This is a genomic window from Polaromonas aquatica, assembly GCF_042659145.1.
In the GTDB taxonomy this organism is placed as follows: domain Bacteria; phylum Pseudomonadota; class Gammaproteobacteria; order Burkholderiales; family Burkholderiaceae_C; genus Polaromonas; species Polaromonas aquatica.
On sequence record NZ_JBHSRS010000012.1, the window covers coordinates 1 to 18,170 of the forward strand.

General features: G+C 60.9%; 16 protein-coding genes and 1 pseudogene. 10 read left to right on the forward strand and 7 right to left on the reverse strand.

Features of this window, described 5'->3' with window-relative positions; translation table 11 throughout:
- Together ACFQND_RS03910 and ACFQND_RS03915 are read left to right on the forward strand one after the other, a co-directional pair.
- Positions 1-237 (forward strand): annotated as a pseudogene (locus ACFQND_RS03910) (Tn3 family resolvase); the annotation flags it as partial.
- Positions 238-279: 42 nt separating this feature from the next.
- Complete coding sequence (locus tag ACFQND_RS03915; RefSeq protein ID WP_377412381.1) at positions 280-3,273, forward strand: Tn3 family transposase; 2,994 nt, start codon at positions 280-282, stop codon at positions 3,271-3,273.
- Between the two features lie 79 nt (positions 3,274-3,352).
- Here the strand turns inward: ACFQND_RS03915 and ACFQND_RS03920 are convergent, their stop codons facing one another.
- Both ACFQND_RS03920 and ACFQND_RS03925 read right to left on the reverse strand, forming a co-directional pair.
- Positions 3,353-4,318 (reverse strand): arsenic resistance protein, encoded by a 966-nt coding sequence (locus ACFQND_RS03920; RefSeq protein WP_371437586.1) that lies wholly within the window; start codon positions 4,316-4,318, stop codon positions 3,353-3,355.
- A gap of 28 nt (positions 4,319-4,346) precedes the next feature.
- Positions 4,347-4,811 carry a MerR family transcriptional regulator gene (locus ACFQND_RS03925; RefSeq protein ID WP_371437587.1) on the reverse strand — a complete coding sequence of 155 codons (465 nt, stop codon included), beginning with the start codon at positions 4,809-4,811 and terminating at the stop codon, positions 4,347-4,349.
- An 81-nt stretch (positions 4,812-4,892) separates the two neighbouring features.
- Between ACFQND_RS03925 and ACFQND_RS03930 the strand changes: the two genes are divergently transcribed.
- The 6 genes from ACFQND_RS03930 to ACFQND_RS03955 all read left to right on the forward strand — a co-directional run bounded on the left by ACFQND_RS03930 (position 4,893) and on the right by ACFQND_RS03955 (position 11,470).
- Positions 4,893-5,222, forward strand: coding sequence for a hypothetical protein (locus ACFQND_RS03930; protein ID WP_371437588.1), 330 nt, complete (start codon positions 4,893-4,895; stop codon positions 5,220-5,222).
- The gene (locus ACFQND_RS03935) at positions 5,219-5,605 is read left to right on the forward strand and encodes a hypothetical protein (protein ID WP_371437589.1); all 387 of its coding nucleotides are present in this window, start codon (positions 5,219-5,221) and stop codon (positions 5,603-5,605) included. The genes ACFQND_RS03930 and ACFQND_RS03935 overlap by 4 nt, the downstream gene beginning before the upstream one ends.
- Positions 5,606-5,616: 11 nt before the next feature.
- Positions 5,617-7,710: a protein-disulfide reductase DsbD family protein gene (locus ACFQND_RS03940; protein WP_371437590.1), complete on the forward strand. Its 2,094-nt coding sequence runs from the start codon at positions 5,617-5,619 to the stop codon at positions 7,708-7,710.
- A 22-nt stretch (positions 7,711-7,732) separates the two neighbouring features.
- Complete coding sequence (locus tag ACFQND_RS03945) at positions 7,733-8,338, forward strand: redoxin domain-containing protein (protein WP_371437591.1); 606 nt, start codon at positions 7,733-7,735, stop codon at positions 8,336-8,338.
- 126 nt (positions 8,339-8,464) lie between these two features.
- Positions 8,465-9,064: a TlpA family protein disulfide reductase gene (locus ACFQND_RS03950; RefSeq protein ID WP_377412385.1), complete on the forward strand. Its 600-nt coding sequence runs from the start codon at positions 8,465-8,467 to the stop codon at positions 9,062-9,064.
- Positions 9,065-9,301: 237 nt separating this feature from the next.
- Positions 9,302-11,470, forward strand: a complete 2,169-nt coding sequence (locus ACFQND_RS03955; RefSeq protein ID WP_377412434.1) for a protein-disulfide reductase DsbD family protein — start codon at positions 9,302-9,304, stop codon at positions 11,468-11,470.
- 49 nt (positions 11,471-11,519) lie between these two features.
- Here ACFQND_RS03955 and fdxA read toward each other — a convergent pair whose 3' ends face one another.
- From fdxA to lpdA, 4 genes are all read right to left on the reverse strand, one after another.
- A complete protein-coding gene (fdxA, locus tag ACFQND_RS03960; RefSeq protein WP_377412388.1) occupies positions 11,520-11,861 on the reverse strand; it encodes a ferredoxin FdxA in 342 nt (113 codons plus the stop codon).
- A gap of 93 nt (positions 11,862-11,954) precedes the next feature.
- Positions 11,955-12,455, reverse strand: coding sequence for a TlpA family protein disulfide reductase (locus ACFQND_RS03965; protein ID WP_377412391.1), 501 nt, complete (start codon positions 12,453-12,455; stop codon positions 11,955-11,957).
- A gap of 113 nt (positions 12,456-12,568) precedes the next feature.
- Entirely contained in the window at positions 12,569-12,820 is a 252-nt protein-coding gene (locus ACFQND_RS03970; RefSeq protein WP_377412394.1) for a hypothetical protein, read from the reverse strand.
- 109 nt (positions 12,821-12,929) lie between these two features.
- On the reverse strand, positions 12,930-14,369 hold the full coding sequence (lpdA, locus tag ACFQND_RS03975) for a dihydrolipoyl dehydrogenase (protein ID WP_377412397.1): 1,440 nt from the start codon (positions 14,367-14,369) through the stop codon (positions 12,930-12,932).
- Between the two features lie 155 nt (positions 14,370-14,524).
- Between lpdA and ACFQND_RS03980 the strand changes: the two genes are divergently transcribed.
- Positions 14,525-15,160: a thiol:disulfide interchange protein DsbA/DsbL gene (locus tag ACFQND_RS03980; RefSeq protein ID WP_371438849.1), complete on the forward strand. Its 636-nt coding sequence runs from the start codon at positions 14,525-14,527 to the stop codon at positions 15,158-15,160.
- Between the two features lie 671 nt (positions 15,161-15,831).
- Entirely contained in the window at positions 15,832-16,230 is a 399-nt protein-coding gene (gene cadR / locus ACFQND_RS03985; protein WP_371438850.1) for a Cd(II)/Pb(II)-responsive transcriptional regulator, read from the forward strand.
- A 199-nt stretch (positions 16,231-16,429) separates the two neighbouring features.
- Here cadR and lnt read toward each other — a convergent pair whose 3' ends face one another.
- A complete protein-coding gene (gene lnt / locus ACFQND_RS03990) occupies positions 16,430-17,932 on the reverse strand; it encodes an apolipoprotein N-acyltransferase (protein ID WP_449301346.1) in 1,503 nt (500 codons plus the stop codon).
- Between the last annotated feature and the right edge of the window lie 238 nt (positions 17,933-18,170).

Below are 18,170 nucleotides of genomic sequence, written 5' to 3' on the forward strand. Positions count from 1 at the left end.
CGCGGCTTGGCCCGTGGCCACCGGCTGATCGAGCAGACCTGTTTCGAGCGTTTCGCCATGCAACGCCTGAACACCGAGGGCACACTCTACGAGCTGGCGGTTCCTTACCTGTCCCGCGACTTGCTGGACGAGGTGATCGCCACGCTGCTCGATGACATGTACCGCATCGCCGAGGACAACCAGTGCCTGCTGGAAACCTCGTTCCACGAACCCGCCACCGACACCTATTGGGATTGAGGCGATGGGTCGCAACGCCGCCAGGCGGGGTAGTCCCCGCGAATGACCACGCTCCATGAGACGGCCTATCCCAGCCTGAAACCCGATCCGACACCCCGTGAGCTGGCGGAGCTTTATACGCCGACCGAGGCTGAACAACGCCTGGCTGCAGGCATCGGCAAGCGCGCCTTGCCGCGCATGGCGGCGCTGATCCACCTGAAGGTCTTCCAGCGTCTGGGCTATTTCATCCCCTTGGCTGACGTGCCGCCAGTGATCCGGGAGCACATTGCGCAGCAAGTGGGCGTGGTTCGGCCGCCCCCGGCGGCGGACCTCAAGCGCTTCGAGGCCTCGGGCTCACGCACGGCCCTTTTTGCGGCTTTGCGCCGGCACCTGAACGTCAAACCCTTAAACCCGGCGGGCCACGCCTGGCTGGAGGTCGTGGCCGACACGGCGGCCGAGACCAAACACGCAGTGGCTGACATCATCAACGTGATGCTGGAGGAATTGGTCCACCACCGCTACGAATTGCCTGCCTTCTCGACGCTGGACCGGATGGCGTTCCGTGCCCGGGAAAAGAGCAACAACCGGTATTTCTCCGCAATCACCAACCAGCTGACAGCCCATACCCGGACCCTGATCGACAGTTTGCTTAAAACCGCCGCGGACGATTCGGTTTCTGCCTGGCAGATGCTCAAGCGCGAACCCAAGCGGCCGACCAACAAGGAAACGCGCACCTACATCCAGCACATCCGGCGCTTGCAGTACCTGGTGGAGCAGCTTCCCAAGCCCGACGTGCCCGTGCCCAAGCTTAAACAGTTCCGGCACCTGGCGCGCGCCCTCAATGCGGCCGAGATGACCGAGCTCAAACCGCAAAAGCGCTACGCCCTGGCGGTGATCTTCATCCGGGCGCAGCATGCCCAGTCGCTGGATGACGCCGCCGACCTGTTTATCCGCCTCATGCAGAACCTGGAAAACAATGCCAGGCAGAAATTGCTTTCCTTCCAGCAGGAGCGCGTCCAGAAAACCGACATGCTGGTTGGCCAGCTCAAAGACATCCTGGGCGCCTACCAGCTGGAGGGGACGGACACCCAGCGAGTGGACGCCATCGGCACGACCCTGGTGGCCGACGTGGACGAGCTGCTCAACGAATGCGAGCAGCACCTAGCCTATGCCGGCCGCAACCATCTGCCTTTCCTGCTGCAGCCCTACAAGATGGTTCGGGCCCAGTTGCTCAACTGCATCGGCATCGCCTCGCCCAAGGCCAGCAGCGAGGACCAGGTCGTGGAACGGCTGATCGAGGCCCTTTACAAGCTGCGCGATAACCGGGGCGATATCGTCTTGCTGGACACGCTGGGCCTGAGTGAAGACAGGGATCTGCGGTGGATGTCAGCCCAATGGAAGAAACTGGTGCTGGTCAGGCCTTCTGGCAAGGGCCGGGCGGAGGCTGTCCACCGCCGGTATTTTGAGCTGGCGGTCATGCATGCGGTCAAGGACGACCTGAAGTCGGGCGATCTCTTCATCAAGTACGGCGAGCGCTATGACGACTACCGCGAGCAGCTGGTCGATGACGAAACCTTTGAAAAAGAGGTCGGCGACTATGGCCGGGTCACCGGCATCGAGACCGATCCAGGCACCTTTGTGGCGATTCTCAAATCCGCCATGGCTCAGCGGGCCCGGGACATCGACGCCACTTTCCCGGAAAACGCGCATGCCGAGATCGTCGATGGCCGCCTGATTCTGCGGAAACCGCCGCGCTCAGAAATCGTCGAGGCAGCCGCGCGGATCGACGCCCTGATCACCGAGCGAATGGAGGCGGCCAGCATCGTGGACGTCATGATCGACACCGAGCGCTGGCTGGACCTGCACAAGCTGTTCCGGCCACTGGCAGGGACCGACAGCCGCCTGGAGGACCTGCGCATGCGCGTCATCACGACGCTGTTTTGCTACGGCTGCAACCTGGGGCCGGTCCAGACCGCCAAGTCGATCAAAGGGCTGAGCCGCCGCCAGATCTCCTGGCTCAACCTGAAATACGTCAGCGAGGACCTTCTGGACAAGGCCATTGTCAAGGTGATCAACGCCTACAACAAGTTTGAGCTGCCAGGCTACTGGGGCACCGGAAAGCATGCGTCGGCCGACGGCACGAAGTGGAACCTATATGAGCAAAACCTCCTGTCCGAGCACCATATTCGTTATGGCGGCTACGGCGGCATCGGCTACTACCATGTGTCGGACAAGTTCATCGCGCTGTTCAGCCATTTCATTTCCTGCGGTACCTATGAGGGCATCCACATCCTCGACGGGCTGATGACCAATGAATCTGACATCCGGCCGGACACGATTCACGGGGACACCCAGGCCCAGAGTTACCCGGTCTTCGCGCTGGCCCACTTGCTCGGCATCCAGCTCATGCCGCGCATCCGGGGCATCCAGGACCTCAAATTCCATCGCCCGGAGCCGGGCAATGCTTACAAGAACATCAATGCGCTGTTCAGTGACGTGATCGACTGGCGGTTGATTGAACTGCATTTGCCGGCAATGCTTCGGGTGGCGGTGTCCATCAAGACCGGCAAGATCACGCCGTCGGCCATCCTGCGCCGGCTGGGCACCTACAGCCGCAAAAACAAGCTGTATTTCGCATTTGTGGAGCTTGGCAAGGTCATCCGGACCCTGTTTCTGCTGAGCTACATCGGCGATGTCGGGCTGCGCAAGGTGATCCATGCCGAAACCAACAAGAGCGAGCAGTTCAACGGCTTTGCCCAGTGGTCATTTTTCGGGGGAGAGGGGATCATTGCCGAAAACATCCGGCACGAGCAGCGCAAGGTGATCAAGTACAACCACCTGGTGGCCAACATGATCATTCTGCACAACGTGGTGGGCATGACGCGGGTCCTGCAGGAGCTGCGGGATGAGGGGACCGAGATCACGCTGGAGATCCTGGCCGGCCTGGCGCCGTTTCGCACCGCACACATCAACCGTTTCGGGGACTACACGCTGGACTTCCGGCGCAAAATCGGTCCTTTGAACTTCGACGCCACCATCATCCCAATGGAGTCATAGGGGAGTTGGAAAATGCTCGCTCAGTCCAGAGACGTCAGTTCAAGCGTTTAATGCAAATGGTCCTCTGGCGGCCCAAAGTTTAGGCTTGTCTCGCCCTCAATTTTGGCATGACCCGCACGTAGATCAGCTCGGCTAACAATTCGATCAGCGTCTGGGTGACGATCACTGCCGGCAATACGGGGATCGCGCCAGGAACTGAAAGCGCCAAGGGCAACACAACCAGGGAGTTCCGAGTCGCCGCGCTGAAGGCGACCGAACGGGCCAGGGGCGTCTCCAGTCGAAAGGCTCTGGCGGCTATCCAACCTACCATCGGCGCAAGCACGGCAAAGGCGAGGTACAAGGGAGCCACGCGTAGTACGACGTCTAGTGCAGGTCCGAGCTGCGGAACGACGGCGGCGATCACGACGAAAAGCACCAGCGCTGTTGCGGGCACCGGCAAAACGCCCAGAACCGCTGCCGTCTTCGCGCCCGCCACCTTGCGAGAGGCCCACAGCTGGACAACAGCTGCGAGCAGCAACGGCACTGCAATCAGCCACACAAATGCATGGACGAACGGCCCCATCTGAACCAGGCCGGTCGCACTCTCCCCGAGGAAGACCGTCAGGTATGCCGGAAGCAGAAGCATTTGAATAATCAAAAGCACAGGGGTCGCCGCCAGCAGTGCCCGCGCGTCCGCCCGGCCAAGGTGAGAGAAAGTGACGACGTAATCGATGCAGGGCGTCAGCAACACCAGCAGCACTCCCAGGCGCACCAGAGGTTCATCGGGGCCAAACATCAGCAGCAACGCGGCAAGGAGCGGGATGAGAACAAAGTTCGTGACGAGAAGAGCGCCGAGAAAGCGCGCGTTACCGAAAGATCTTTTGAGTTCGGCGATCGGGACCTGAAGAAACGTCACGAACAGCATGAAGGCGAGAGCTGGGTTGACCGCCCCCTCCAAGACCGTGGTCGCCGGTGCGACCAGGATGGCGATGATCGCAGCCACGACCACCGTCACGAAATAAATGGAGATCTGGCGGCATTCGAGGGAATCGCGGAGTTGCTGCATGTGGATATGGAAATTAAGCGTAAACGGTCTAGCCGCAGCATCGAGCTGGAGCGGCCAGCTTGGAATCAGCGACAGAGAGATCTTTCAGAATCGAGCATTTCGGCGCGGGTCCGCCAACACATTGGTCAGTGCAAGCCTGAACGAATTTGGAGAGACTGCGCTCCAGATTCTGCAGCTCCGCGAGTTTGGACCGAATGGTGTTCAGGTGCGTCTGGGCGATCTGGCGCGTCTCCGCGCAGTCGCGGTCATTGCTGGTGGACAGCGACACCATCGCGCGAGTCTCTTCAATTGAAAATCCAAAATCCCTGCAATGCTTCACCAGGGTGAGCACTTCCTGAACATCAGGGGAGTACACCCGGTGGCCGCTAGGGCGGCGCATCGCCTCCGGAATCAACCCGACTTCCTCGTAATAGCGGATAGCAGAGACATTGAAACCGGTGCGCTGTGCGAGTGCGCCAATGGTCAATTGCCCCGAGCTCTGTAGGTTATTCATGAATAGTCCTTGCATCTCAAGTTACTTGAGGTCCTAGAGTCAGTGTACCGGACAGATCCCGGCATTGCTAAAGGACCTCGAATGAAAAAACCCGCATTGGCGACCCTGGGCGTGGTCGGCGCCTGCGCCGCCTGCTGCACCATCCCTCTGGGGATCCCGCTATTGAGCGGCCTATCCGTCGCAGGACTGGCCAGCATTGACTGGGATTGTCTCAACGTTGGCAGCGAAGCGGCGGCCATTGGGCTCGGGCTGACCGCTGCCGCCCTGGTGGGAGGGGGTCTTTGGTGGCACCGAAAGCGGCAAGCCGCCACTGCATGCGCAGCGCCTTCCGGCACTGCTGCAGCCTTGCCAGTTCCTGCCGGAAGCGGTTGCGGCTGCTCTTCCGCTCCCACCTCGAAGGAGAACTCGTGAACACCACGCAGCCCATCGCCTGCACCCTCGGGGCCGACGACTTGAAGGCGCGATTGGATCGAATCGCGGAACTGGCTCGCCAACACTTGCTCACGCAACGTCAAGAAGGAGGTGCGCTGCACCTTCTCTACGCCGGAGCGGCGGCGCCACAGCTCAAAGAGATCGTCTCGCTGGAGCAGCAGTGCTGTGCGTTTCTCAAGTTTGAAATCGCTGAGCGGGCAAAAGTGGTCGAGTTGACGATCACAGCACCCCCAGACGCTGGCGAGTTCGCTGGCGCGCTCTTTGAGCATTTTTCAGCCTCCGCAGTGGCCGCCGTCGCGCCACGCTGCTCGACCGCGTGCAGCTGCCAAGGCGCTGCCTTGACGTCGCCCCGATCGAGTTGAAGGGCTTGTCAATGATTCGTTATCTCCTGGCGACCACGCTTGCGCTGGCCGGCACCCTTGCCATCTCCCAAGGGGTCGGGCAGACCGTTGTGCAGACCGAGCACGTGCGTGCCGAGGCCCTGGTGCACGCCCCAGAGGGAATCCCTCCGGGTCGCCCTGTCTGGGTTGGCCTGCAACTCGCCCATCAACCCGAGTGGCACACGTACTGGAAGAACTCCGGCGACTCTGGTCTGCCCACCAACATCACTTGGGAGCTGCCCGAAGGGGTGAGCGCCGGCGAGATCGCATGGCCGCTGCCGAAGAAGTTTCCCATCGGAAATTTGGCCAACTACGGCTACGAAGGTACGGTTCTGCTAGCGGTGCCCCTGACAGTCGGTCCGTCTTTCAAGCCGTCGCCTTCCGGAACCCTGAACCTGAAGTTCAAGGCGTCATGGTTGGTCTGCAAAAAGGAATGCATCCCCGAAGACGGCGAATTCACTCTGCAGGTGCCGACGGCAAGCGCCACGGCGACGCATGCCCGCCTCTTCAAGGCCGCACTTGATCTCACGCCGCAGGTGCTGCCCCCGGGTCGTATCTCAGTAGACGGATCGGCGCTGCGGCTGGAATTAAGTGGATTGCCAGCATCGCTCAGAGGCAAGCAGTTGGAGGTATTTCCCGAAACTGGCGAGGTCATTGAGACTGCGGGCGCGTGGACACAGGGTTGGCGTGGGGACCTCTGGACCGCGATACTTCCTCTCTCACCACAACGCGGCCAAAGCCCTGCTGTGATACCCATCGTGGTTACTTCTGGCGGGATGGGCTGGAGAACGGAGGCACCGGTTGTTGGAGGCTGGGCGACGGGCGCGGCTGCTGCCGCGGGAGGTGCGGCATCGGTCACGCAAAGCGAAGCCGCCGTCAATACGGTCGGCACATCCTTGGCCGCGGCGCTTCTCGGAGCACTGATCGGCGGCCTGATCTTGAACCTCATGCCATGTGTTTTTCCTGTGCTGGCGATCAAGGTGGTGGGCTTTGCACAACATGGAAGTGACCGACGCGCCCGACACCTCGGCGGCATCGCTTATACCGCCGGTGTCGTGCTCTCGTTCCTCGCGCTGGGTGGACTGCTCCTTGCACTGCGAGCAGCCGGTGAGCAGCTAGGGTGGGGATTCCAACTCCAGTCACCCTGGGCGGTTGCCGGGCTGGCGTCTCTTTTCACGTTGCTCGGACTGAACCTGACAGGGATGTTCGAGTTCGGGCAATTCTTGCCTTCCAGCGTTGCTACCCTGCAGGCGAAGCACCCGGTGGCGGATTCCTTTCTCTCCGGCGTGCTAGCGGTGGCCATCGCGTCTCCATGCACCGCCCCCTTCATGGGTGCTTCGCTCGGCCTGGCCGTGGCGCTGCCACCTGCCGAGGCGATGCTCGTCTTTGGCGTCCTGGGGGCAGGCATGGCGCTCCCTTACCTCGCGGCCGCTTTCGTTCCGGGCATTGCCCGGCGCATCCCGAGGCCTGGAGCGTGGATGGAGACCTTCAAGAAGCTGATGGCATTCCCGATGTTTGCCACGGCTGCCTGGCTGGTCTGGGTGCTTGGGCAGCAAGCGGGGATCGATGGAGCCGGCGCATTGCTTGCCCTGTTGGTCGCGTTGAGCATGGTGGTGTGGTCGTTCACCTTGGCGGGGCGCAGTCGAATCGCCGTCGCTTCAGTTGCCGTCGCCGTATTCATTGGGTTGGCCCTAGTCATCGGGCACAGCGTCACAGCCGTGCAGGCCGCGCGCGGCCCGGAGACGGTGTCCCATTGGAAGTCCTGGGACGCTGGAAGAATAAGTGCGTTGGTCGCCGAAGGACGGCCGGTCTTCGTTGACTTCACCGCCGCCTGGTGCGTCACTTGCCAGTACAACAAGCGAACCACCCTGGCGGATGAGTCGCTCCTGGCGGAATTCGCGCAGAAGAACATCACTTTGATGCGCGCCGACTGGACCAATCGTGACCCCGCGATCACAGCAGCACTGGCGTCATTGGAGCGCAATGGAGTGCCGGTGTATGTCCTTTACCGCAACGGCCACAAACCTGTGGTTCTCTCCGAAATCCTGAGCGTGGACGAAGTCCGCGCTGCCATCTCCAACCCTTGAATTCAACCAATAGAAAGTTCATATGTTCCGTCGCACGCTTGTTACCAGTCTCCTTGTACTGCCTCTTGGCTTCGCTCATGCAGCCGCGGTGGTTGGCCAGCCAGCACCTGACTTCGCTGTCAAGGATGCTGACGGTCGGGAGGTCAAGCTCTCCCAGTTCCGTGGCAAACATGTCGTGCTGGAATGGATGAACCCCGGCTGCCCGTTTGTGCGCAAGCACTACGACAGTGGAAACATGCCGGCCACGCAGAAGGAGACAATGGGCAAGGGCATCGTGTGGCTGAGTGTCTACTCGAACGACGATGAGGGCTGGTTGTACACGAAGCCCGGCAAGCTTCGGGAGTGGCTCGTTGCGCGTAAGGCGGCTCCATCCGCGCTGCTGATCGACGGGAACGGTGCGCTAGGCAAGGCCTACGGCGCACGCACGACGCCTCACATGTACCTGGTGAGCCCGACCGGCACATTGCTGTACGCGGGTGGCATCGACAGCATCGCGTCTGCAGACAAAGACGATATCGCGAAGGCGACGAACTATGTGCGGCAGGCCGTGAACGAGGCACTAGGCGGCAAACCGATCTCTGTCGCGACTAGCCGACCATACGGTTGCATGATCAAGTACAAGTCTTAGGGCGGCGCGGCGCCCGAAGTGCCAATTGATTAAGAAGAGAATTATAAAAATCAACGGTGACAGGGACTTAAGCCTGTTTTTGCTGGTTTTTACATGAATCCCTGCCGACCCTCTAATACGCGCCGCATGAAAACCTCCTTTCGAATCACCTTGATTTCCGTAGTGTTGTTGGCCGCTGGGGCCCTCGGGGTCATTGCCTATCTGCAGTTTGGCCCCAAGGCGCCTTTGCCGAAACCGGCCGCCTCCGCAGGCTATACGAAAATCGATATCGAGGGCCTGCATTTTTTGCGTTGGGCACAACCTCGCCAACTACGCCCGCTATCGTTCAAAGACTCGACGGGTGCAAGAGTGAGCCTGGCGGACTTCCAGGGTAAGGTGATTTTGCTCAATGTGTGGGCCACCTGGTGTCCGCCGTGCCGCGAGGAGATGCCCGCGCTCGATCGTCTGAATGCTAAACGCCAATCGGCGGACTTCGCCGTGGTGGCGCTGTCCTTGGACGCACCTGCCCCGGCGAAGGCATTTCTCATGAGTATCGACGCGCGCACACTAAACGCCTATACCGATGCGGAGGGAATGGCGCTGCAGGTCCTGGACGTTTCCACGGTTCCCTCCACGATTCTGATCGACCGACGGGGCCGCGAGCTTGGACGAGTGTCGGGGACAGCGGCCTGGGACAGCGATGCTGCCCTCGCACTGATCGACGATGCGTTGAAGGAACCAATTTGAGTACGTCGAATCCATTATTTGGCGCCCGACTCCTCGTAACCTCCCCGATTCTCCCGTTCACACCCTGCCGCAATGCTACTCAAACCCTTTACGCCACCAGTCATTTCAGATGCGCATCATCGCCAGTACATACCATCTTGCCAATGGACTTGGCTGCTTTCCTGGCTGGTAGCCCTGATTGCAATCTGCGGCTCGTTCTTTAAAAATGCTTTCAAGCATGAACGATTTAAACGGCCAATGTCCGGAAAGACTGAAATTTCCAGGGGCTCGCCAGCGGTCTTTTTGCGGCTTGCCTGTGTCGTCCTCTTGTTGGCATGTAGCGCACTTGCAATGCGGGCTGAAGCGCAGCCCTTGCTGCGGAGCGTTGTAACGACTGAGCGCGCGCGGGCCGAGCTGCTGGCTCACGCGCCCGAAGGCGTCGAGCCCGGCAAGACGTTGTGGGTCGGCCTGCAGCTGGCCCACCAGCCCGATTGGCACACGTACTGGAAGAACTCCGGCGATTCCGGCCTTCCCACCCAGTTCACGTGGACGCTACCGCCGGGCGTGGAGGCCGGCGAGATTGCCTGGCCGATACCGAAGAAGTATCCGATCGGAAATTTGGCTAACTACGGCTACAGCGGCACGGTGCTTCTGCCCGTGCCGCTAACCGTCACACCGCGGTTCAAGCCCTCGCTCCTGGGCGGTGACTTGGAAATCAAGCTGAAAGCGCAGTGGCTAATATGCCGCAAAGAGTGCGTCCCCGAAGAGGGTGAATTCGCGCTCAAGATTCCCGCGCGCAGTAGCACAGCCCTCCACACAGATGTCTTCAATGCCAGCTTCCAGGCACAACCCCGGCCGCTGGCCGGCGCCGGCACGGTTCGGATCGACGGCAGCACGCTCAAGGTCAGCGTGCCTGGGTTGCCGGCCGAGGCGCGAGGCAAGGTGCTTGGGTTCTTCCCGGAGACGAAGGAGGTGATCGAGACCGCGGCGCCCGTTACGCAATCCTGGGACGGCAAGGTCTGGAACGCCGTCGTGCCCTTGTCACTCCAGCGCAGCCAGAGCCCGACGCTGATGCCATTGGTGCTGACCCTGGGAGACAAGGGTTGGCGCACGGAGGCCCAGGTCGTAGGCCAGTGGCCGCAGGTGGCCGCCGTAGCCGGCGTGTCCCCCGCGCTGGAGGAAGCGTTGCGGCGCAACAGCTTGAACCAGCCAGCCTCTGCAGTGTCTCTCACCTTTGCGGCAGCGCTGCTGGGCGCACTGCTGGGTGGCCTGATCCTCAACCTGATGCCCTGTGTGTTCCCCGTCCTGGCGATCAAGGTGATGGGTTTCGCGCGCCATGCCGACGACAGGCGCGGCCATCGCGTCAGCGGCCTGGCGTTTTCGGCTGGCGTGGTTGTGTCGTTCGTGTTGCTCGGCGCGATCCTGGTCGGCCTGCGCGCGGCGGGCCAGCAGCTTGGGTGGGGTTTCCAGTTGCAATCCCCGCTGGTGGTCGCGACACTGGCAGCGCTATTTACCGTGATCGGCCTGAATCTCGCCGGCCTATTTGAGTTCAGCGCCTTCCTGCCGAACAAGCTGGCGACGCTGGAGAGCAGGCATCCAGTAGCCAATTCGTTCTTGTCCGGAGTGCTGGCCGTGGTGATCGCTTCGCCCTGTACCGCGCCGTTCATGGGTGCCTCTCTTGGCCTGGCTGTCACGCTGCCGGCGCCGCAGGCCTTGCTGGTATTCGCAGCCCTCGGCCTGGGCATGACCTTGCCCTACCTTGCCGCAGGCTGGATCCCCGGCGTGGCCAAGTTGCTGCCTCGGCCCGGACCCTGGATGGCGACACTACGCCAATTCCTGGCCTTCCCGATGTTCGTCACGGTGACCTGGCTGCTGTGGGTGCTGGGTCAACAAAGCGGAATCGACGGGGCAGCTTCGCTGCTGGTGCTGCTGGTCGCCATGAGCATGGTGATCTGGTCTCTCACGCTGATCGAGCGTTCGCGGGGCATCTTTGGCGGCATTTCATTCGTCGTGCTCGCGCTGCTGATGTGGCACGCGGGTCAGAACATCACAGCCGTCGATGCCCGGCCGGCCGCGGCTGCCAGCGGAGGTTCCTGGCAAGCCTGGGAGCCGGGACGCGTTGAGCAAATCCTGGCAACCGGCCGCCCTGTGTTTGTCGACTTCACCGCGGCCTGGTGCGTCACTTGCCAGTACAACAAGAAAACCACGTTGGCAAATCCGGCGGTGCTAGCCGACCTCGCGGCGAAGAACGTCGCGTTGGTGCGGGCCGATTGGACACGGCGCGACCCGGCCATCACGGCCGCTCTTGACCAACTTGGCCGCACCGGAGTGCCTTTGTATGTGCTTTACCAAAACGACAGGCCACCGGTGGTGCTGTCCGAGATCTTGAGCGTGGACGAGGTGCGCGCAGCCGTCGCACCGCTCTGAGAGCGCATGGCGTATACCGCATGGCTTTTCCGTCGGTCGGTCGCAAATGTCACCCAGGCCATTTTCGCTCCAGCAATGCGCGTTTGCCGGCCTTGCCGTTCCAGATGTCAGCATCCGGCAATGGAAGGACCGTGCGAACGATGGGGCGCCAACCGGGTGCGTGAGTGAGTTCGGCGTTCAATGCTATGAAGTCATGCTGGCCGGGCGGCACTTCGTCCCCAGCGAAGATCGCGTCTGCCGGACACTCCGGAACGCAGAGTCCACAGTCGATACATTCGTCTGGCGCGATAACCAGCATGTTGGGGCCTTCGCGGAAGCAATCCACGGGACACACGTCCACGCAGTCCGTGTATTTGCATCGGATGCAATTTTCAGTGACCACGTATGTCATAGGCTCAGAGTGAACGACTTACACCACACCCTCGGTTGTAAATAATAAATTGGCGCAGCCTGTCGTCTTGTCTCGCCAATCGGATGATAAGGTTCAGGTCTCGGAAAGCAATTCTTCAATCAGCTTGTCAAGCTCGTCAAAGTTCGGCTTACCAACGTACCGCTTGACGATATTTCCGCGCTTATTCACAACGAAGGTCGTCGGTGTAACCTTCACATCTCCCCACGCCTTTGCCACTGCACCGGTGTTGTCCAGGGCAACAGCGAAAGGCAGCTTACGGGTATTGGCGAAGTTGACGACATAGGTCGGAGGGTCGTAGCTCATGGCGACCGCAAGGGTCTCATAGCCACGTGAATGGTACTTCTCATAGGTCCGCACAATCATCGGCATCTCTGCCACGCAGGTGGCGCAGCTCGTGGCCCAGAAGTTGACCAGCGTGACCTTCCCTCGAAAGTCATCGGCCGTTCTCAAAGATCCATCGAGAAGAACGAACGTGGCTTGCGGCGCGCTGCTGGTGCTGGTGCTGTAAAGCAGCCCGGCGCCAAGCAATACCGCAACGGCGGCGATCGTGGTGATCAGTACTTTGATTTTCATTTCTGTACAACTCAGTCAGCCGCTCGACTCCCCGCCGTCATCTCTTGGCCCAGGCGTAGGCGATCCCGAACAGGCTGAACTGAGTGCCCGCTGCAGGTGTCTCAAGAGTGTGTTTATTGAGTTCCAAAATGGACACGCAGGGCTATCTTCAACGAATCAACGTTGATCGGATGCTGGTCAACCCCTAGGCAGTGTTGCTCAACTACGCTGATGCACTCTTCAACAAACATTTGAGCAAACTTGTCGAGGTCTAACTCGCTCCAGGATTCGCTTTGGCCCGAGCAATGATCGCTATTTTGCTTGAACTCCGTAGCATGGGTTGCAAGCGCCTTCAATCTTTGACTCGTAGGTACAGTTGTTTGCATTGACGCCTCTAAGTATTCTTTGAATGCCAAAACCTAGATCAGGCCGAAGGTGAATTATCCCCGATGGCGGTGCCTTTGAGCGCTGCGCGTGGCCGAGAAGTTCATGGATTCACAGGTTGAGTGCTCCGGTGCCGATGGCCAGCGAAGCTTCGCGCATGGCCTCGTAGAGCGTCGGATGGGCATGCGAGATGCGGCCGATGTCTTCGGCCGAGGCCTTGAACTCGATGGCCATCGTCGCTTCGCCGATCATCTCCGAGGCATACGTGCTGATGATGTGAGCGCCCAGCACCGCATCCGTCTTCTCGTCGGCCAAGACTTTCACAAACCCGGAGGTGTCGCCATTTCCGAGTGCGCGGCCGTTGGCAGTGAACGGGAACCGGCCGGTGCGGTAAGCAATGCCGGCATCCTTAAGTTCCTGCTCGGTGCGACCGACCCAGGCAACCTCCGGACTGGTGTAGATGATCGATGGGATGGCATCGTAGTTGACGTGCCCCGCCTGGCCCGCGATGCGCTCCATCACCATCACACCCTCGTCCTCGGCCTTGTGCGCCAGCATGGGGCCTCGAACGACGTCGCCGATGGCGTACACGCCGTCGACCGACGTGCGGCACTGCGCGTCCACATCCACGAAGCCGCGGGAGGTCGTTTTTACGCCGAGAGTTTCCAGTCCCAAGTCGGACGTCGTTGGGACTCGGCCCACCGCGACCACCAGCTTGTCACAAGCTACGGCATGGGCTATGCCTTGGGCATCGACATAGGCGAGGCCGAGCGATCCGTCGCTCGCTCGCTCGAGGCCGGTCACCCGCGCGCCGAAGCGAAAATCCATACCCTGCGCCGTGAGCAGCTTGAGCATCTCGCGCGCCACGTCCGTGTCGCACATCGGCAACAACTGCGGCAGCGCCTCGACAACGGTCACCTGCGCCCCCAGCCTGCGCCAGACCGACCCCAATTCAAGTCCGATCACGCCGGCCCCGATGATCGCCATGCGGCGTGGAACAGAACGCAAGTCCAGCGCGCCCGCGTTGTCGCACACGTCCACGTTATCCACTTCAATACCTGGCAGCTCGCGCGGAAGGGAGCCAGTTGCGATCACGAGATTGCGGGCGGTCAGTTCCTGGGTGGGGCCGGATCGCGTGATCGCCACCTTGAAGCCGTCATCGGCGCGCCCAAGGATCGTCGCGCGGCCCTTCAGATAGGTGACCTTGTTCTTCCGGAACAGGAATTCGATGCCTTGCGCCATCTTGGTGACGATCGCGTCTTTGCGCGCGATCATCGCGGGCACGTCCATAGTGGCGCCGGCCACGCGGATGCCATGCGCGAGGACGTGCTTCTGGATATTCTCGAATTCTTCGCTCGACGACAGCAGCGCCTTTGAGGGAATGCAGCCGACGTTCAGGCAGGTTCCGCCGGGGCGCGGTTCTCCTTTCGGATCCGCATAGGGGTTGGCCTCCACGCATGCGACTTTCAGGCCGAGCTGGCCAGCCCGGATCGATGCGATGTAGCCGCCGGAGCCGGCGCCGAGCACGTCGAAGGGTTGTTGTTGCGTCATTTTTGAGGATCCTTCAAAGAGGCATTCTAAGCAACGCCGATTCCCGGCAATTCAATTCCCCCACAGTCGCTCAGCTCGCGCCGCTTTCGGCTTGACCTTGTACCGACTACATGGTGTCTAATTCATGGCTCTTTCTTCAGCACCCCCAGATCCTCATGAAACGAAGACTTTTTACTGCATCTCTTTCTGGTTCCTTGGTCGCGTGGAACGTGGCTGCGCTGGCGCAGGATCGTCCCGTGGAAGGCCGCAACTATCTGGTCCTGCAGTCGCGCCAGCCCACGCGCGAAGCCAGCAAGGTGGAGGTGCTGGAATTCTTCGCTTATAGCTGCGGGCACTGCAATGCTTTCGAACCCATCATCGATGCTTGGCAGAAAAAGCTGCCGCGCGAGGTTCATTTCCGCCGCATCCCCGTCGCGTTTCGAGAGGACCTTGTGATCCACCAGAAGCTGTACTTCGCGATCGAGACGATGGGACTCGTGGAGCAACTGCACCCCAAGGTGTTCGCGGCCCTTCACGTCGAACGCAGGAAGCTCGATACGCCCGATCAGATCGGAAGCTTCGTTACGGCTAATGGCGTGGACCGTGTGCGGTTCCTGCAGGTACTGGACTCCTTCGGCGTCGTGGCGAAGGTGAAGCAAGCCACCGCGCTGGCGACCGGTTACGCCATCGAAGGCACGCCCTCCATCGGCGTGAACGGGCGCTGGCTCACTTCCGGTTCGCTCGCAGGATCGAATCCCAAATCACTCACGGTGGCCGAATACCTGCTGGACCTGGCGCGCAAGGGCGGATAGTGGACGACGACGAATTTGCCGCAACGAACCTCGCGCCCAGAAACGCGCAGGATCGCAGAAATCCGGTGGTATGTGCTGCTGATTAACCTGGCGGGCGCTTTGATGTCTTCAGTGGGAATCTTCGGTGTCGGCCGCAGTGTGCGCGCCAAGGCGGTAGCAGCCCGCCATTCCGGATGGCTGGCTGCTGATCGGCCTGTCAATTCTGCTGGTGGGCGAGTTGATCCGAAGGTTCACGGGTTCGCCAGTCCGATCGGGCTCGCCCTGACGGTCATGGCGGACCTGAACGCGGCCATGCATGTATTACCTGCGCCTTCATGCCCTCCGAGTTCAGCGGCTCCAAGGCACCGACCGTGACCAGGTTGTGCGAAACAGTCATCTTGCGCTAAGGTAGATCGTTCCAGCCGCTCCACACCGGGCATGGGCTCCATGCGTTCCCGCGCCAGTGCTTCTTCATTTCGGCAGTCCATGTTGCTCAAATGAATAACCGTGCTATCGGGCTTGGCCTGCTTCCTGGAGCAAGCCGCCGCCTGATGGGTCTTGCCGCCCGAGCAGCCGCAGGGTTTGGCCGGTTCTGTATTTATAGAATTGGCTCCCCCATGGGAGGATTTTGACGGCATCCTCTATGGCTATCTTCTACTTGATATAGAGTCGACCTTTTGCGGAGATGAGTCATGCTGCAGATCGGTGAACTGTCGAAGAAGGCGGACTGCTTGGTGCAGACGGTACGTTTTTACGAGGCCGAAGGCTTGATTCCCGAACCCGCCCGCAGCCAGGGCAATTTCAGGCTGTACGACGAAGCTCATTTGCAGCGCTTGCTTTTCATTCGCCGCTGCCGAGCGATTGACCTGACGCTGGATGAGATTCGTCAACTGCTGAGTTTTCGGGATGGGCCAGAGTTGGACTGCGGCGAGGTGAATTGGTTGGTGGACTCCCATATCGCCCAGGTGCGGGCGAAAATCAAAAAATTGCGGGAGCTGGAGCGCGAGTTGATGGATCTACAGCGCTCCTGCAATCCCGCCCGCACCGCGCGCGAATGCGGAATTCTCAACTCCTTGGCCGAAGCAGCCTGAGCAGCTTGGGGGACTAAGCGGCCATATATATGGGCTCGCGGGGACGTTTTCTGGCGGCGATCGGCCGCCGATGCGATTCACCCGCATTGGTGACACGGCCTCTACTTCCGCCTTGGGCCAGCAGTCAAGTTGGCTGAAAGCCGGCTGTAAGAAAAGCTTCCCGTCGCGCCCTCTATCTGGGGCGAAAGCATGGAACGAGCTACATTTGGGAACGTGCAGGCACCGTCATTGTCGGCCCACCACGCATGGCCTTCCCCGCGGTGATAACCACCGCGACCAGCACCCAGAAAGGCCATAGCCCAAAACGGGACAGCCACCATCCATACGCGGTGATCCGCTCTCCTCCCTGCACCCTCGCGACGAGAACGCCTCGGGTATGGCGGGGCAGCAAGTCAGTAACACGGCCAAAACGGTCGATCACGGCGGTGGCACCCGTGTTGGTCGCGCGCAGCACCGGCCTTTCGAACTCCCGTGCGCGCATGCGGCTGATTTGCAGGTGCTGATCGATCGCAACGGTGTTACCAAACCAGGCAATGTTGCTGACATTGACCAGGACGGTGGGCGCCTGAGCCGCGTTACGGAAACGGACGGCCAGCTCTTCCCCGAAAAGATCTTCATAACAAATGTTGAGGGCAAAGCGGTTCCCCCTCCATTCGAATGACGGCTGCCCCACCGCTCCAGACTCGAAATCCCCCAGCAGTATGTTCATCATCCGCGTGAACCACCTGAATAGAGGCGGGACGAACTCGCCAAAGGGCACGAGGTGATGCTTGTCGTAGCGGTACGCAGCTGCGTCCGGCCGTAGCCCGACGACCGAATTCGTGTAGCCTTGCTGCTCGCTACCCAGCGGCATGCCAATCAGCGCAGCCTGCTGCCCTGAGGCGAATTTGGCTCGCAGCATTTCCACATAGCCAGGCGGCAGTTGATCGGGCAGCAGTGGAATCGCTGTTTCGGGAGCTACTACCAACGCGGTGCTGGCCGTCAGTAGCTGCGCGGCATACCACTCCAATGCATCGCGCACGCCGGTCGCCGATTCGAACTTCTGCTCCTGCGCGATGTTTGCCTGTAGCAAGGTCACAGAGACGGGCGGAGCCTGCACAAGGTCTTGCGCTTCATCCGGGCGCGCCGCGGCAGCGAGGACGAGAGCAAGGATTACCAACGGCCGCCAGGCACCGCGAATTTGCCGAGTGCGAACGAGCATGCCGGCAAGCAGTGCTGCGCCAAAGGCCGCAGCCGCACCTATTCCGTACACTCCCACCCAAGGCGCGAGCGTCGAAAACGGGCCATCGGTGTGCGCGTACCCCCCAGCGCCCCAGGGGAAGCCGGTAAGGATCGTGGCGCGCAGCAAATCTGCAGCCAGCCACAAGACTGCGAACAAGCAAGCGCGCAACGTGGAATCGCGCGGACGGAGCAGGCAGAACACCGAGCCGGCCAGTGCATAGTAAGTAGCCAGAAATCCTGAAAGGCTAAGTACGCTCAACGCGGCAAGGGCGGAAGAGAGCCCGCCGTAGACGTGCAACGAGATGTAGAGCCACCAGACAGACCCGCCGATCGAGCAGGCTGCGAACAGCCAGCAAAGCCCGGCGGCAGCGATTGCGGACCGACACCTGTCAAGCAGGATAACTAGGAGTGCAACGGCTGCCAGTTGCAGCCACCACAGGGGTTGCCCCTCAGTCGGCGAAGCAACAGCCCACGCGTGCATGAAGCCGGCGACGAGAGCCAGCGCAGGTGCGCAGGCGGCGCGCAGCGCTCGTGAAATCACACGCCTCACAGCTCCTTCAGTCGAAACTCTCTCCAAGCGAAGACGCCGGCGGCCTTGGGACTCGGAATCCAAGCTCCAGAGCCGGGATTCGGCATCGAGTAAACCGGTCCAGCAGAATGTCCGATCCGCTTGTCGAAAACGCCGTGGTCTAGCCTGAGACCCCGGCACTGGGAGCAGG

What these genes read in the sequence shown, in the direction of transcription:
- ACFQND_RS03915 (WP_377412381.1), top strand. Translation starts at nt 280, where the DNA reads ATGACCACGCTCCATGAGACGGCCTATCCCAGCCTGAAACCCGATCCG.
- ACFQND_RS03920 (WP_371437586.1), bottom strand. Translation starts at nt 4,318, where the DNA reads ATGCAGCAACTCCGCGATTCCCTCGAATGCCGCCAGATCTCCATTTAT.
- ACFQND_RS03925 (WP_371437587.1), bottom strand. Translation starts at nt 4,811, where the DNA reads ATGAATAACCTACAGAGCTCGGGGCAATTGACCATTGGCGCACTCGCA.
- ACFQND_RS03930 (WP_371437588.1), top strand. Translation starts at nt 4,893, where the DNA reads ATGAAAAAACCCGCATTGGCGACCCTGGGCGTGGTCGGCGCCTGCGCC.
- ACFQND_RS03940 (WP_371437590.1), top strand. Translation starts at nt 5,617, where the DNA reads ATGATTCGTTATCTCCTGGCGACCACGCTTGCGCTGGCCGGCACCCTT.
- ACFQND_RS03945 (WP_371437591.1), top strand. Translation starts at nt 7,733, where the DNA reads ATGTTCCGTCGCACGCTTGTTACCAGTCTCCTTGTACTGCCTCTTGGC.
- ACFQND_RS03950 (WP_377412385.1), top strand. Translation starts at nt 8,465, where the DNA reads ATGAAAACCTCCTTTCGAATCACCTTGATTTCCGTAGTGTTGTTGGCC.
- ACFQND_RS03955 (WP_377412434.1), top strand. Translation starts at nt 9,302, where the DNA reads ATGTCCGGAAAGACTGAAATTTCCAGGGGCTCGCCAGCGGTCTTTTTG.
- fdxA (WP_377412388.1), bottom strand. Translation starts at nt 11,861, where the DNA reads ATGACATACGTGGTCACTGAAAATTGCATCCGATGCAAATACACGGAC.
- ACFQND_RS03965 (WP_377412391.1), bottom strand. Translation starts at nt 12,455, where the DNA reads ATGAAAATCAAAGTACTGATCACCACGATCGCCGCCGTTGCGGTATTG.
- ACFQND_RS03970 (WP_377412394.1), bottom strand. Translation starts at nt 12,820, where the DNA reads ATGCAAACAACTGTACCTACGAGTCAAAGATTGAAGGCGCTTGCAACC.
- lpdA (WP_377412397.1), bottom strand. Translation starts at nt 14,369, where the DNA reads ATGACGCAACAACAACCCTTCGACGTGCTCGGCGCCGGCTCCGGCGGC.
- ACFQND_RS03980 (WP_371438849.1), top strand. Translation starts at nt 14,525, where the DNA reads ATGAAACGAAGACTTTTTACTGCATCTCTTTCTGGTTCCTTGGTCGCG.
- cadR (WP_371438850.1), top strand. Translation starts at nt 15,832, where the DNA reads ATGCTGCAGATCGGTGAACTGTCGAAGAAGGCGGACTGCTTGGTGCAG.
- lnt (WP_449301346.1), bottom strand. Translation starts at nt 17,932, where the DNA reads ATGCACGCGTGGGCTGTTGCTTCGCCGACTGAGGGGCAACCCCTGTGG.